This is a genomic window from Pseudomonas sp. S36 (genome assembly GCF_016647875.1).
GTDB classification, from domain to species: Bacteria; Pseudomonadota; Gammaproteobacteria; order Pseudomonadales; family Pseudomonadaceae; genus Aquipseudomonas; species Aquipseudomonas parafulva.
The window spans coordinates 19,069-32,438 of sequence record NZ_JACVVG010000048.1; the positions used below are offsets into that span (position 1 = coordinate 19,069).

10 protein-coding genes are annotated in these 13,370 nt (G+C 61.9%); 5 read left to right on the plus strand and 5 right to left on the minus strand.

Going from position 1 to position 13,370, the window contains the following annotated elements; translation table 11 throughout:
• Positions 1 to 82 precede the first annotated feature (82 nt).
• Both IAE36_RS20285 and acs read right to left on the minus strand, forming a co-directional pair.
• A complete protein-coding gene (locus tag IAE36_RS20285) occupies positions 83 to 868 on the minus strand; it encodes an ABC transporter substrate-binding protein (RefSeq protein ID WP_060481399.1) in 786 nt (261 codons plus the stop codon).
• 505 nt (positions 869 to 1,373) lie between these two features.
• Positions 1,374 to 3,335 (minus strand): acetate--CoA ligase, encoded by a 1,962-nt coding sequence (acs, locus tag IAE36_RS20290; protein WP_201214263.1) that lies wholly within the window; start codon positions 3,333 to 3,335, stop codon positions 1,374 to 1,376.
• 395 nt (positions 3,336 to 3,730) lie between these two features.
• Here acs and IAE36_RS20295 point away from each other — a divergent pair, with 395 nt between their 5' ends.
• Positions 3,731 to 3,985 (plus strand): DUF2790 domain-containing protein, encoded by a 255-nt coding sequence (locus IAE36_RS20295; protein WP_028635498.1) that lies wholly within the window; start codon positions 3,731 to 3,733, stop codon positions 3,983 to 3,985.
• Positions 3,986 to 4,071: 86 nt separating this feature from the next.
• Here the strand turns inward: IAE36_RS20295 and IAE36_RS20300 are convergent, their stop codons facing one another.
• Complete coding sequence (locus IAE36_RS20300; RefSeq protein ID WP_201214266.1) at positions 4,072 to 5,640, minus strand: sigma-54-dependent transcriptional regulator; 1,569 nt, start codon at positions 5,638 to 5,640, stop codon at positions 4,072 to 4,074.
• 253 nt (positions 5,641 to 5,893) lie between these two features.
• On the opposite strand from IAE36_RS20300, the gene phhA reads away from it, so the two are divergent.
• From phhA to IAE36_RS23875, 3 genes are all read left to right on the plus strand, one after another.
• Positions 5,894 to 6,682 (plus strand): phenylalanine 4-monooxygenase, encoded by a 789-nt coding sequence (gene phhA, locus IAE36_RS20305; RefSeq protein WP_201214268.1) that lies wholly within the window; start codon positions 5,894 to 5,896, stop codon positions 6,680 to 6,682.
• 39 nt (positions 6,683 to 6,721) lie between these two features.
• Positions 6,722 to 7,078, plus strand: coding sequence for a 4a-hydroxytetrahydrobiopterin dehydratase (locus IAE36_RS20310; RefSeq protein ID WP_201214270.1), 357 nt, complete (start codon positions 6,722 to 6,724; stop codon positions 7,076 to 7,078).
• Between the two features lie 159 nt (positions 7,079 to 7,237).
• A complete protein-coding gene (locus IAE36_RS23875) occupies positions 7,238 to 7,366 on the plus strand; it encodes a hypothetical protein (protein WP_256217485.1) in 129 nt (42 codons plus the stop codon).
• A gap of 82 nt (positions 7,367 to 7,448) precedes the next feature.
• Here the strand turns inward: IAE36_RS23875 and ydiJ are convergent, their stop codons facing one another.
• The gene (gene ydiJ, locus IAE36_RS20315) at positions 7,449 to 10,469 is read right to left on the minus strand and encodes a D-2-hydroxyglutarate dehydrogenase YdiJ (RefSeq protein WP_201214271.1); all 3,021 of its coding nucleotides are present in this window, start codon (positions 10,467 to 10,469) and stop codon (positions 7,449 to 7,451) included.
• A gap of 150 nt (positions 10,470 to 10,619) precedes the next feature.
• Here ydiJ and IAE36_RS20320 point away from each other — a divergent pair, with 150 nt between their 5' ends.
• Positions 10,620 to 11,504 carry a LysR substrate-binding domain-containing protein gene (locus tag IAE36_RS20320; protein WP_060481395.1) on the plus strand — a complete coding sequence of 295 codons (885 nt, stop codon included), beginning with the start codon at positions 10,620 to 10,622 and terminating at the stop codon, positions 11,502 to 11,504.
• 76 nt (positions 11,505 to 11,580) lie between these two features.
• Here IAE36_RS20320 and IAE36_RS20325 read toward each other — a convergent pair whose 3' ends face one another.
• Positions 11,581 to 12,999: an amino acid permease gene (locus IAE36_RS20325; protein WP_161629601.1), complete on the minus strand. Its 1,419-nt coding sequence runs from the start codon at positions 12,997 to 12,999 to the stop codon at positions 11,581 to 11,583.
• Positions 13,000 to 13,370 lie beyond the last annotated feature (371 nt).

Here is a 13,370-nt window from a genome sequence, read left to right on the forward strand (position 1 = left end):
GGTCCTCGACCTAGAGAATGAAAAATGGTGCAAACCTCAGAGCCTCTGCTGTTTGCACCATTGCACAGGGTTGCCCGAAGCCTTAGTTGGTTTCCGGGCCGTAGATGTCGAAGTTGAAGTACTTCTTCTCGATCTCTTTGTACGTGCCGTTGGCACGGATGGCGGCGATGGCCGCGTTGATGCGGTCGAGGTTTTCCTTGTCCCCTTTGCGCACGGCGATGCCAACGCCGTCACCGAAGTACTTCACGTCGGTGAACGATGGGCCGACGAAGGCAAAGCCCTTGCCTGCATCGGTTTTCAGGAAGCCATCTTCCAGCAGGGTGGCATCGGCCACGGTGCCGTCCAGGCGGCCTGCCGCCACATCCAGGTAGATTTCGTTCTGGGTACCGTAAGGCACAACGGTAGCGCCTTTGGGGGCGAGCACTTCCTTGGCGAAGCGGTCGTGGATCGAGCCGCGCTGCACGCCAATCTTCTTGCCCTTGAGTTCATCCAGGCTGTCGCTGACGGTGGAGCCTTCCTTCATCACCAGGCGCGCGGGTGTGAGGTAGTAACGGTTAGTGAAGTCAACCGACTTCTTGCGGTCGTCGGTGATGGACATGGACGACAGGATGGCGTCGATCTTGCGCACCTTCAGGGCGGGGATCAGGCCGTCGAATTCCTGCTCGACCCACGTGCACTTGGCCTTCATTTCTTCACACAGCGCATTGCCGATGTCGTAGTCGAAACCAGCGATGCTGCCGTCGGGCTGCTTGAAGGCGAACGGAGGGTAAGCGGCTTCGATGCCGATTTTCAGCGGTTTTTCATCGGCCTGCGACACCAGGGAAAACACAGACAGCGCCAGGGCGCCAAGCAGTGCGAGCTTCTTCATCAGGTAACTCCATCGGTACGGGGCAATACAAGGCAGGTAACGGCTGCCCGATATGCGAATGGGTACAACGCGAGCCGCGCAGGGTTCGACCAAGGTCGCAGACCACGAGCGAGTGAGTGGCATTTTAACGACAGCCCGGTAGTCGATATTTCTTCAAAGCGACAACTACTTACAGAAGCGCTTGAAACCACTGCGGGCGATGTTGACAGCCTATGCAAAATATGCAAAAGCGCAAGAATATAGAACCTACGAGTCTAGCAATTCCTGGGCCTATTATTGGCAAAGCCTTGTAGTACGGCAAGTCCGGCGTTTCGCCAGCTGCCCAACGCCTTGAAAACGCCCTGGAATGGGCACGGAGTGTTTCCTGGCGCCCCGGGGTGGTGCGCGGAGGTGACAGATCGGGTTACCGATGAATGTCGGGTAACAATAAAGCAAAAACCCCGCCGAATGTTCGGGCGGGGTTTGCAGGGGGCCGCTAACAGCCGGCTTGCCGGCGATGGCCCGCTCAGGCAGTCGCCAGGTTCATCGCCTTGTGGGTGTCGATCAGGTGCTGCACCACCCCAGGGTCTGCCAGGGTCGAGATATCACCCAACGCATCGTACTCCCCGGTGGCGATCTTGCGCAGGATGCGGCGCATGATCTTGCCCGACCGGGTTTTTGGCAGGCCCGGGGCCCACTGAATGACGTCTGGCGAAGCGATCGGGCCAATTTCCTTGCGCACCCAGTTCTTCAGCTCCAGGCGCAATTGCTCGGTAGGCTCAATGCCGGCATTGAGGGTGACGTAGACATAGATGCCCTGGCCCTTGATGTCGTGCGGCACACCCACCACGGCGGCTTCAGCCACTCTGGCATGGGCCACCATGGCGCTCTCGATCTCGGCGGTGCCCATGCGGTGGCCGGACACGTTGAGCACGTCATCCACACGGCCGGTGATCCAGAAGTAGCCGTCCTCGTCGCGGCGCGCGCCGTCGCCGGTGAAGTACATGCCGCGGAAGGTCTTGAAGTAGGTATCGACGAAGCGGTCGTGGTCACCATACAGCGACCGCGACTGGCCCGGCCAGGAGTCGAGGATGACCAGGTTGCCCTCGGCGGCCCCCTCGATCAGGTTGCCCAGGTTGTCCACCAGGGCCGGCACCACACCAAAGAAAGGCCGGGTGGCCGAGCCTGGCTTGAGGGCCGTGGCACCTGGCAGCGGGCTGATCAGGATGCCCCCGGTTTCGGTCTGCCACCAGGTGTCGACGATCGGGCAGCGCTCCTTGCCCACGGTCTTGTAGTACCAGTTCCAGGCTTCGGGGTTGATCGGCTCACCCACCGAACCCAGCAGGCGCAGGCTGGAGCCGTCGGCGCCGTCTACCGCTGCCTGCCCCTCGGCCATCATCGCGCGGATGGCAGTGGGTGCGGTGTACAGGATGTTGACCTTGTGCTTGTCGACGATTTTCGACACGCGGGTGATGTCCGGGTAGTTCGGCACGCCTTCGAACAGCAGCGTGGTCGCCCCGTTGGCCAGCGGGCCGTAGACGATGTAGCTGTGGCCAGTCACCCAACCCACGTCGGCTGTGCACCAGTACACCTCGCCCGGGCGGTAGTCGAACACGCGCTCATGGGTGAGCGCCGCGTACACCAGGTAACCCCCGGTGGTGTGCAGCACGCCCTTGGGTTTGCCGGTGGAGCCGGATGTGTAGAGGATGAACAGCGCTTCTTCGGCGCCCATTTCTTTCGGTGCGCAGTGGCTGGAGGCCACTTTCATCAGGTCTTCGTACCAGATGTCGCGATGCTGGTGCCAGGCGATGTCGCCACCGGTGCGCTTGCACACGATGATCTTCTGCACGCTGCTGGTTTCCGGGTTGGTCAACGCCAGGTCGACGTTGCCCTTGAGCGGCGTACGGCGGCCGCCGCGCACACCCTCGTCGGCAGTGATCACCACCTTGGACTTGCAATCGATGATGCGCCCGGCCAAGGCCTCGGGGGAGAAACCACCGAATACCACCGAGTGGATCGCGCCGATGCGGGCACAAGCCAACATGGCCACCACGGCCTCGGGGATCATCGGCATGTAGATGGTGACCACATCACCGCGGTGCACATCCTGGCCGCGCAGGGCGTTGGCGAACTTGCAGACCTGCTCGTGCAGCTCGCGGTAGGTGATGTTGCGGTGCTCGGAAGGGTCGTCGCCCTCCCAGATGATGGCCAGCTGGTCGCCGCGCTCTTCGAGGTGGCGGTCGAGGCAGTTGGAGGAAACGTTCAGAGTGCCGTCGGCGAACCACTTGATGTCCACATGGTGGTCGTCGAACGAGGTCTGCTTGACCTTGGTGAACGGCTTGATCCAGTCCAGGCGCTGGGCCTGCTCACGCCAGAAGCCGTCCGGGTTGATCACCGATTGCTGGTACATGGCCTTGTAGGTGGCCTCGTCGGTCAGGGTGGTGGCCGCGATCTCGGGACGAACGGGATACAGTGGAGCCGCACTCATCTTGTTTACCTCGGTGTAATAGTTGTTTTTGTATGGGACCGTTGTAACTGTACCAGAGCGATAAAGGCCATTCGACGTTGGTAGTAATTTCCCCGGCAGGTCGCTGGAAACTGCGCAGGCCATGCCTTCACCGCTCGGCATTGCACGCGCCAGGCGGACCACAAGATTGTTACCAATTCTGCCAAAACACTTTATCAAAAGCGCCACTGTTTCAAGTTGAACCGCCGCCCTAGAATTCACCTCGCCAACAACGGCACATGGATTAACGACTGACATCCGCCCCCACACAGGCAACCGTTAATCTTCTTATTAAAGTAACTGATTGCAACAACTGCAGTCGCGGCGCCCAGCGTGCCGCGTGCACCCCCTCACGGCCTTATATAGGTAAACGAAAAATGAAAGCGTTACTGGTATTGGTACTTGGCAGCTTGTGCGGTGCGGCAATGGCCGACGACGTCAAGGTTGCCGAGCAGATTCCGGTCGAACAGTACAGCTACTCGCAGCACCTGGACATCGCCCACGTCATTTCCCTGAGCGAAGTACCCAATGTCTGCGAAGTGGTGCCGGCGCGCATGACCTACGAAGACTCGCAGGGCCAGCGACACATCCTTGAATACCGCGTCATGGGCGGTGGTTGCTCGAATGGGTGATACCGTGTGAACGGGGCCCTGCGGGGCCCCTTCGCGGTAATACCTGCCACCCCAGGAAGTACAGGAAACTTCTCAACACCTCGTAGTTAATAACGTGAGTCCAGCGACTTGCCGAGTTGATAATCCCGCAACTTGTTGGCAATCGTAGTGTGCGATACGCCTAGCCGTTTGCCCAATGCGCGACTGCTCTTGAACTCCCCCATCAAACTTTCCAACACGGCCTTTTCAAAACGCCCCACAATCGCGGAAAGATCACCCTCCAGCGAAAAATCCCCCAACGGTTGACGGACGCCATAATCAGGCAGGCGCACATGCTCACTTTTCACCACGCCTCCTTCCGATAAAGAAACCGCCTGGAACACTACGTTTTCCAGTTGCCGTACATTACCCGGCCAGTTATAAGCGGCCAGTTTTTCCCGTGCAGCGGCGGCCAGCCGTGGCAGGGGGGAACCAATCTGCCGGCTGGCCTGGTCGAGAAAATGCTCCACCAGCCCGTCCAGGCCATCCATGCATTCACGCAGGGGCGGAATATGCAGGGACAGCACATTGAGGCGGTGGTACAGGTCCTGGCGGAATTCACCCCGCGCACAGAGTTCGGACAGGTCAACCTGGGTGGCGCAGATCACCCGCACATCCAGGTACACCTCTTCGTCGCTACCCACCCTTCGGAAGCAGCCGTCCTGCAAGAAGCGCAGCAGCTTCACCTGCAGCCGCGGGCTCATCTCCCCTACCCCATCGAGGAACAACGTACCGCCAGCGGTCAGTTCCAGCAGCCCCAGCTTGCCCTCCACACGGGCGCCCTCGAATGCCCCGGGGCCGTAACCGAACAGCTCGGTTTCAGCCATGGATTCCGGCAACCCGGCGCAGTTGAGGGCCATCAGCGGTGACTGGCCACGGGGGCTGGCCAGGTGACAGGCGCGGGCCAGCAGCTCTTTACCCGTACCCGTCTCGCCTTCGATCAGCAACGGCGCATCCAGCGGCGCCATGCGCCGCGCTTCACGGACAACGGCGGCCATCACCCGCGAACTCTGGAAGATGCTGTCGAAGCCGCGCAACTCCTGCTTGCGCACATTGTAGATGCGCTCGCCGATACGATCGGCGCGGTGCAGTGTCAGCACCGCACCCGCCAGGGCCTCGCTGTCATCGTGCTCAGATTGAAGCGGTGCGATATCCGCCAGGAACACCCCCCCTTTCACCTGGACCCGCAGCCCGTTGATACGCGACTTGTTGGCCCGCACCAGCTCCGGCAGGTCGAAGTCCTCCACGTAACGCGCCAGCGGCATGCCGGGCACCTCATCTACCCGCACCCCCAGCAACTGCGCCGCAGCCCGGTTGGCGGCGACGATGCTACCCGCCATGTCTACGGACAGTACCGGAAACTCCAACGCCCCGAGCAAGGCATTGAGCTCCATGTGCCGCCGCTCGCTGGGCATCAACCCCACCCGCTTGACCCCGAACACCCCGGCAATGGCCTCGAACTTGGGCCGTAACGCCTGGAACTGCAGATTGATCAAATTCGGGCAATGCAGGTAGATGGCATTGCCGTGGTCACCCCCCACCTCGCCGCGCAGCACGTTGATACCGTATTCCACCAACAGGTTGAGGATGTCCCGCAGGATGCCTATGCGGTTCTGACAATGCACTTTGATACGCATGCGCGCTCCAAGACCCGATGTTTATCATCCAGCCTGTGAAAATGTGTAAAGTTAAATTTACAAGATCAGACTATTCACCGCCTGTATGCAGCGGATTTTCCAACGGCCAGGCCGATTTGTAAAATAATCGTTACGAAACGCACGCTCATTACCCTAATGCTGTGCGCATCACCCGGTGCAACCGCCGCCTGGAAGCGCTATTCCTGATGCATGTCCTGAACACAACAAGAACAGCGTTCACCAGGAGACACCCATGAAGCACACGCAGTACGTGGCAAGAGAGCCCGATGCGCAGGGGTTTATCGATTACCCGCAGCAAGATCATGCGGTGTGGAATACCCTGATCACCCGCCAACTGAAGGTCATCGAAGGCCGCGCCTGCCAGGAGTACCTGGACGGCATCGAGCTGCTTGGCCTGCCCCATGACCGTATTCCGCAACTGGGTGAAATCAACAAGGTGCTCGGTGCCACCACGGGCTGGCAGGTTGCCCGCGTGCCTGCCCTGATTCCCTTCCAGACCTTCTTTGAGCTGCTGGCCAGCAAGCATTTCCCGGTGGCCACGTTCATTCGCACCGCTGAAGAGCTGGATTACCTGCAAGAACCCGACATCTTCCACGAAATTTTCGGCCACTGCCCGTTGCTCACCAACCCCTGGTTCGCCGAGTTCACCCACACCTATGGCAAGCTGGGGTTGGCCGCGAGCAAGGAGCAGCGGGTGTTCCTGGCGAGGCTGTACTGGATGACCATCGAATTCGGCCTGATGGATACCCCGCAGGGCCGCAAGATCTACGGCGGCGGTATTCTCTCGTCACCCAAGGAAACCGTGTATAGCCTGTCGGGCGAACCGGAACACCAGGCCTTCGACCCGATCGAAGCCATGCGCACGCCCTACCGTATCGACATTCTGCAGCCGCTGTACTTCGTGCTGCCGAACATGAAGCGGCTGTTTGACCTGGCCCACGAAGACATCATGGGCATGGTCCGGCAAGCTTCGCAGCTGGGCCTGCACGCCCCGAAGTTTCCGCCCAAGGCGGCTGCCTGAGCCGCCCTGCCGATAACAACTCGAACTGGAAAATACCCTATGAACGCCTTGAACCAAGCCCACTGCGAAGCCTGCCGGGCCGATGCGCCAAAGGTCACCGAGCAGGAACTGGCCGAACTGATCCGCGAAATCCCGGACTGGAACATCGAAGTCCGTGACGGCCATATGGAACTGGAGCGCGTGTTCCTGTTCAAGAACTTCAAACAGGCCCTGGCGTTCACCAACGCGGTCGGCGAAATCGCCGAGGCCGAAGGCCACCACCCCGGGCTGCTGACCGAGTGGGGCAAGGTGACAGTGACCTGGTGGAGCCATTCGATCAAAGGCCTGCACCGCAACGACTTCATCATGTGCGCGCGCACCGACAAGGTCGCCGAGGGCGCCGAAGGCCGCAAGTGATAGCGGCGGGCGGATCCGTCCGGTATCCGCCCGCTATAGCAACCAGCGAACGGGAAAAATCGAAACTGTCATCCAGACTTGTGTATCCTGCCTCAGCTTTGCGAAGCCTCCCACGCGCCTGGCGCAGCCTTTTCACTCACACTTGCGAGGAACGACGAGATGCATGAAATCCCGAACTTTCCCTTCCCAAGCCTGAACCCCGAAGAGCCCACCGTTACCGCCCACGCCGAGCCGGCAGCTGCACGTGAGCAGGAGGGTGACGATCAATCCAGCGCCGAACAGGACTAGAACGCGCGCGCCGACAGTGTGAAAACGGCTGACCTGCGGGCTACCCCCGTCATCACGTTTTCACACTCCCCACACCTGGGGCTCAACCCCGGGCGTACTGCAACACCACTTCCAATGGGTGACGCATCTGCCGCTCGGTCATGCGCTTGACCTGGCTGCGGCACGAATAGCCCGTTGCCAACGGCTCCCCTTCCTTGTCCAGCTTGGTTGCCCAGGACTGCTCGAAAATGGTTTTCGAGGTGTGCTGGTTGCGAGCCTCATGGCCATACGTGCCCGACATGCCGCAACAGCCGGTAGCTTCGGTCACCAGCTTCAAACCCAGGCGCTGGAACACCTGCTCCCACTGCCGGGTGCTGGCGGGCGCATTGGTTTTTTCGGTGCAGTGCGCCATCAGGCGGAAGCTGGCCGTGGCGCCGGTCGCCTGCTCTGGCAGGGCATTGAGCAGCCACTCCTGGGGTAGCAGCACCTGCGGGCAACCCTGCAGGCCAGGCACTTTCTGGTACTCCTGGCGGTACACCAAGGTCATGGCCGGGTCCAGGCCCACCAGCGGCACCCCGCAATCGGCCAGGGCTTGCAGTTGCGTAGCATTGCGGATGGCCGCCTTGGCAAATGCCCCCAGGAAGCCCTGCACATGCAAAGGCTTGCCATTGGCGCTGTAGGGCGCCAGGAACACACGGTGGCCCAGACGGTGTGCCAGGTCGATGAAGGCCGACAGCAACGGTGTCTCGAAGTAGCGGGTGAACGCATCCTGTACCAGCACGATGCTGCGCTCGCGCTGGGCCGGGGTCAGCTCGCGCAGCGCCGGCACCGTAGCCACGCCCACGCGGCAGCGGGTCAGGGTGGCCTGGAAGTTGAAGCGGCTGATCAGCGGGCTGTCGACCATGCCTACCTTGTCGGCCAACAGGCGGCTGACCCACCTGGACCCCATCAGCGCGTTGTACAGCCCTGGCGCCTGAGCCAGGTAGGGGATGGTGAACTCCAGCGAGCCGATCAGGTAGTCACGCAGGGGCCGCTGATAACGCCCGTGGTACAGCTCGAGGAAGCGCGAACGGAAGTCCGGCACATTGACCTTGATCGGGCATTGCCCTGCGCAGGATTTGCACGCCAGGCAACCGGCCATGGCGTCGTACACTTCATGGGAAAAATCGCCCTCCCCCTGCTGGCGGGCGCGATTGTTGCGCAGGCGCGCCGGCAGGCCTTTAAGCCAGGCCACCTGGCCACGCGCGCTGGCCAGCACGTCTATACCGGCATCGCCCTGCAGACGCAGCCATTCGCGCATCAGCGAAGCGCGGCCTTTGGGCGAATGCCGGCGTTCACGGGTGGCCTTCCACGACGGGCACATGGCGTCGTTGGGGTCGTAGTTGTAGCAGGCACCATTGCCGTTGCAGTGCACCGCACTGCCGAAGCTCTGCCAGACCCGCTCGTCGATGGTACGGTCAAGGTCACCGCGCAGCGTCACACCATCGACCCGGGTCAAGCCCTCGTTACTGCCGGCAGGGGTGCAGATTTTGCCCGGGTTGAGCTGGTTATGGGGGTCGAACGCTGCCTTCAGCCGCTGCAGCGACGGGTAGAGTTCGCCGAAGTATTCAGGGACGTATTCCGAACGCAAGCCTTTGCCATGCTCACCCCACAGCAGGCCGCCATAGCGGCGGGTCAGCGCCGCGACGGCGTCGGAGATGGGCTTGACCAACGCAGCCTGAGCCGGGTCTTTCATGTCCAGCGCCGGGCGCACGTGCAGCACCCCGGCATCCACATGCCCGAACATGCCGTAGGCCAGGCCATAGCCATCGAGCAATGCGCGGAAGTCGGCGATGTAATCGGCCAGTTGCTCTGGCGGCACCGCGGTGTCTTCCACGAAGGGTTGCGGGCGCACTTCACCCTCCACGTTGCCCAGCAAACCCACAGAACGCTTGCGCATGGTGTAGACCCGGGTCACCGCCTCGGCGCCTTCGGCGAGGGTGTGGCCCAGGCGCTCGACACCGGTGTCGGTGCGCAGGTGCTCGATGAACGCCTGCACCTTGTTGTTGACTTCGGCGGGGTCGTCGCCGCAGAACTCCACCAGGTTGATGCCCAGGGTCGGGCGCTCGGGGTCGGCCGGGAAGTACTCGGCAACGCTGTGCCAGACGATGTCCTTCATCGCCAGCATCAGCACCTTGGAATCGACTGTCTCGATCGACAGGGGGCGGTGGGCCATCAGCGCGTTGGCATCGCGCAGGGCATCCATGAAGCTGCCGTAACGCACGTTCACCAGCACCGCGTACTTGGGAATCGGCAGCACATTCAGCTTGGCCTCGACCACATAGCCCAGCGAACCCTCGGCACCGCACAGCACGCTGTTGAGGTTGAAGCGGCCGTGCTCGTCGCGCAGGTGTGCCAGGTCGTAGCCGGTCAGGCAGCGGTTGAGCTTGGGGAAAGTGGCCTGGATACGTTCGGCCTGGGTGTCGTGAATCTCACGGGCCATGCGATACACCTCGCCCACACGCCCCGGCGCTTCGCACGCCGCCTGCAACGCAGCGTCGTCGATCGGCTGGCTGTGCAGGTGCTCACCACCCAGCAGCACACTGTGCAGCTCCAGCACGTGATCGCGGGTTTTGCCGTATGTGCAGCTGCCCTGGCCGCTGGCGTCGGTGTTGATCATGCCGCCGACGGTGGCGCGGTTGGAGGTGGACAGCTCCGGGGCAAAGAACAGCCCGTGGGGCTTCAGGGCCGCATTGAGCTGGTCCTTCACCGTACCGGCCTGCACCCGTACCCAGCGCTCCTGCACGTTGATCTCGAGGATGCGGTTCATGTGCCGGGACAGGTCGACCACGATACCGTCGGTCAACGACTGGCCATTGGTACCGGTACCGCCGCCACGCGGGGTCAGCTTCACCGCCTGAAAACGCGCCTCCCCCATCAAGGTGGCCACACGTGCCACGTCATCGGCATCCAGCGGGAACACCGCCGCCTGGGGCAGGCGCTGGTAGATGGAGTTGTCGGTGGCCAGCACCGTGCGGGTGCCGTAGTCGGCGCTTATCTCGCCACGAAAGCCGCTGTCGCGCAGGGCCTGGAGGAATGCAGGGTAATTGGCGGTGGGGGCAACGGTTTGCAGCTGGGCGATCATCGATGGATGGCCTCGGAATAATGGCGGTTCGCGGGATCAGTGTCGTGCCGGCATGGGTCGATGCTGGCCTGATGACGTATGGGGCCATGTTCCTGTAGTTTTGCCTCAGGGGCAAACGGATAATCCTGCCGCTATTAATGACTTTGATGAATGAATTACCGCCACCTGACCCCATCCATGTCGCTGCTGCTGGCCTTCGAGGCGGCAGCGCGGCACCAGAGCTACACCCGCGCCGCCGCAGAGCTGTCGCTGACGCAAAGTGCCGTAAGCCGCCAGGTGCAGGCCCTGGAGCAGCAGCTTGGGCTGACCTTGTTCCGCCGCGAGGGGCGCCAGGTCCAGCTGACCGATGTGGGGCGCCTTTATCAGCGCGAGCTCAGCGAGGCCTTGGGGCGCATCCGCAGCGCGACCTTGCAAGCGCTGGCCTACCAGTCCGGGGTCGGCACCCTGCGCCTGGCCACCCTGCCCACGTTCGGCTCCAAATGGCTGCTGCCACGCCTGCACGCGTTCTACCAGGCGCACCCTGGCATGCTGGTGCACATTCATTCACGCATCGAAGCCATCGACTTCGACACCAGCGAAATCGATGCGGCCATCGGCGTGGCCACCCATGACCTGCCAGGGCTGGTCTGCCACCGCCTGCATGCGGAGCAACTGGTGGTCATCCTGCCCCCGCAGGCGGCCACAGATCGCCAGGGCTGGCCGCCCGCGCGCATCAGCGAACAGGTGCTGTTGAACGTGGCCAACAACCCCCATGCCTGGGGCGAATGGTTTTCGCACCACGGCCTGCCGCACCGGGCCATGCGCCTGGGGCCAAGCTTCGAGTTGACGTCGCACCTGATCCAGGCGGTACGGGCCGGCATCGGCATCGGCCTGGTGCCGCGCATTCTGGTGGAGGATGAACTGGCAAAAGGCGAGCTCTACAGCCCTGGCATGGCCTTCGCCAGCGAGCGCAGCTACTACCTGATCTACCCGCCCAGAAACGAAGGGCTGCCTTCGCTCAAGGCATTCAAAGGTTGGTTGCTGGCGCAAATCTGAACGGGCAGCAGCAGCCAATAAAAAACCCGAAGCCTTGCAGGGGCGTCGGGCTTTCGGCTACCCAGACCGCGGCGCTTTACTTCGCTACGCCGCCTGCCGCGTTCTGCGCACTGGCACTGCGACGTGACTTGACCACGTACGAAACGAACATCACCAGCAACCATACCGGAATCGCGTAGACCGAGTTCTGGATGCCCGGAATCTGCAGCATGATGCCCAGGATAAGCAGCACGAACGCCAGCACCAGGTAGTTCCCGTACGGGTACCACAGCGCCTTGAACAGCGGCTGCTGGCCGCTACGGTTCAGGTGCTGGCGGAACTTGAGGTGCGAATAGCTGATCATCGCCCAGTTGATCACCAGCGTTGCGACCACCAGCGACATGAGCATTTCCAGCGCGTTGGCCGGCATCAGGTAATTGAGCAGCACGGCGATCAGCGTCACCGCTGCCGATACCAGAATCGACCGCACGGGCACCCCACGGCTGTCGACCTTGGCCAGCGCTGCAGGTGCATCGCCCTGCTCAGCCATGCCCAGCAGCATGCGGGCATTGCAGTAGGTGCCGCTGTTGTACACCGACAGCGCTGCCGTCAGCACCACGAAGTTCAGCAGGTTGGCGGCCACGTCGCTGCCCAGCAGTGAGAACACCTGCACGAATGGGCTGCTGCCGTAGCTACCACCCGAGGCATCGATGCTCGCCACCAGGGTGTCCCACGGGGTCAGCGACAGCAACACCACCAGCGCGCCCACGTAGAAGATGAGGATACGGTAGATAACCTGGTTGATCGCCTTGGGGATGACCGTTTTCGGCTTGTCTGCTTCGGCAGCGGTGAAGCCGAGCATCTCCAGGCCGCCGAACGAGAACATGATGAAAGCGAGGGCCATCACCAAGCCGCTCACGCCATTGGGGAAGAAGCCGCCATGGGACCACAGGTTGGTCAGGCTCGCGTCCGGGCCGCCATTGCCGCTGGTGAGCAGATAGGCGCCCAGCGCAATCATGCTGACGATGGCGACCACCTTGATGATGGCGAACCAGAATTCAGCCTCGCCAAACAGCTTCACGTTCATCAGGTTGATGGCGTTGATCAGTACGAAGAACGCAGCCGCCGTGACCCAGACCGGGATCTCCGGCCACCAGTAATGCACATACTTGCCCACCGCCGACAGTTCGGACATGCCTACCAGGATGTAGAGCACCCAGCAGTTCCAACCGGACAGAAAGCCCGCAAAGCCGCCCCAGTAGGTGTGGGCGAAGTGGCTGAACGAACCGGCCACGGGCTCTTCGACGATCATCTCGCCAAGCTGGCGCATGATCAGGAAGGCAATGAAACCGCAGATGGCATAGCCCAGAATCATCGACGGGCCTGCCGACTTCATCACCCCGGCCGAACCCAGGAACAGCCCCGTACCGATGGCGCCACCCAGTGCGATCAACTGGATGTGGCGATTTTTCAGGCCCCGCTTGAGCTCGCCTGAATGCATGTTGGGTTCAGTCATGAACGAAGTCACCTGCATTGTTTTTATCTGTGACGGAATCGGACCCACCGCGCTCGTGGCGCAGCGGAATGGGCAAGGTGATTACCTTGGGTTTCCTGAGCGAGGTGCCGCCGTGGACGGATCAGCCTGGTGTGGTCAGGAGTGCGCGGTACGCAAAGGGGTCACAGGTAAAACGCGGCGCACTGTATAACCCTGCAAACGCGCAGGCGTCAACGCATCGCGTCTTTTCATCGGCGAAAAGCGCAGCGTTCCTGTGGGATTTGCCGTTTAAGGCGGGGTGATCGGCGTACATGGCGCCTCCATTTGTTGTTTTAGCAGCCGGGCTCTGTGGCGGGCTGTTGCACGTAGCAATGGGGGGTATGACACCGTGG

Excerpts from the sequence above, each read along its gene's own strand:
- IAE36_RS20285 (WP_060481399.1), bottom strand. The coding sequence starts at position 868 with ATGAAGAAGCTCGCACTGCTTGGCGCCCTGGCGCTGTCTGTGTTTTCC.
- acs (WP_201214263.1), bottom strand. The coding sequence starts at position 3,335 with ATGAGTGCGGCTCCACTGTATCCCGTTCGTCCCGAGATCGCGGCCACC.
- IAE36_RS20295 (WP_028635498.1), top strand. The coding sequence starts at position 3,731 with ATGAAAGCGTTACTGGTATTGGTACTTGGCAGCTTGTGCGGTGCGGCA.
- IAE36_RS20300 (WP_201214266.1), bottom strand. The coding sequence starts at position 5,640 with ATGCGTATCAAAGTGCATTGTCAGAACCGCATAGGCATCCTGCGGGAC.
- phhA (WP_201214268.1), top strand. The coding sequence starts at position 5,894 with ATGAAGCACACGCAGTACGTGGCAAGAGAGCCCGATGCGCAGGGGTTT.
- IAE36_RS20310 (WP_201214270.1), top strand. The coding sequence starts at position 6,722 with ATGAACGCCTTGAACCAAGCCCACTGCGAAGCCTGCCGGGCCGATGCG.
- IAE36_RS23875 (WP_256217485.1), top strand. The coding sequence starts at position 7,238 with ATGCATGAAATCCCGAACTTTCCCTTCCCAAGCCTGAACCCCGAAGAG.
- ydiJ (WP_201214271.1), bottom strand. The coding sequence starts at position 10,469 with ATGATCGCCCAGCTGCAAACCGTTGCCCCCACCGCCAATTACCCTGCA.
- IAE36_RS20320 (WP_060481395.1), top strand. The coding sequence starts at position 10,620 with ATGAATTACCGCCACCTGACCCCATCCATGTCGCTGCTGCTGGCCTTC.
- IAE36_RS20325 (WP_161629601.1), bottom strand. The coding sequence starts at position 12,999 with ATGACTGAACCCAACATGCATTCAGGCGAGCTCAAGCGGGGCCTGAAA.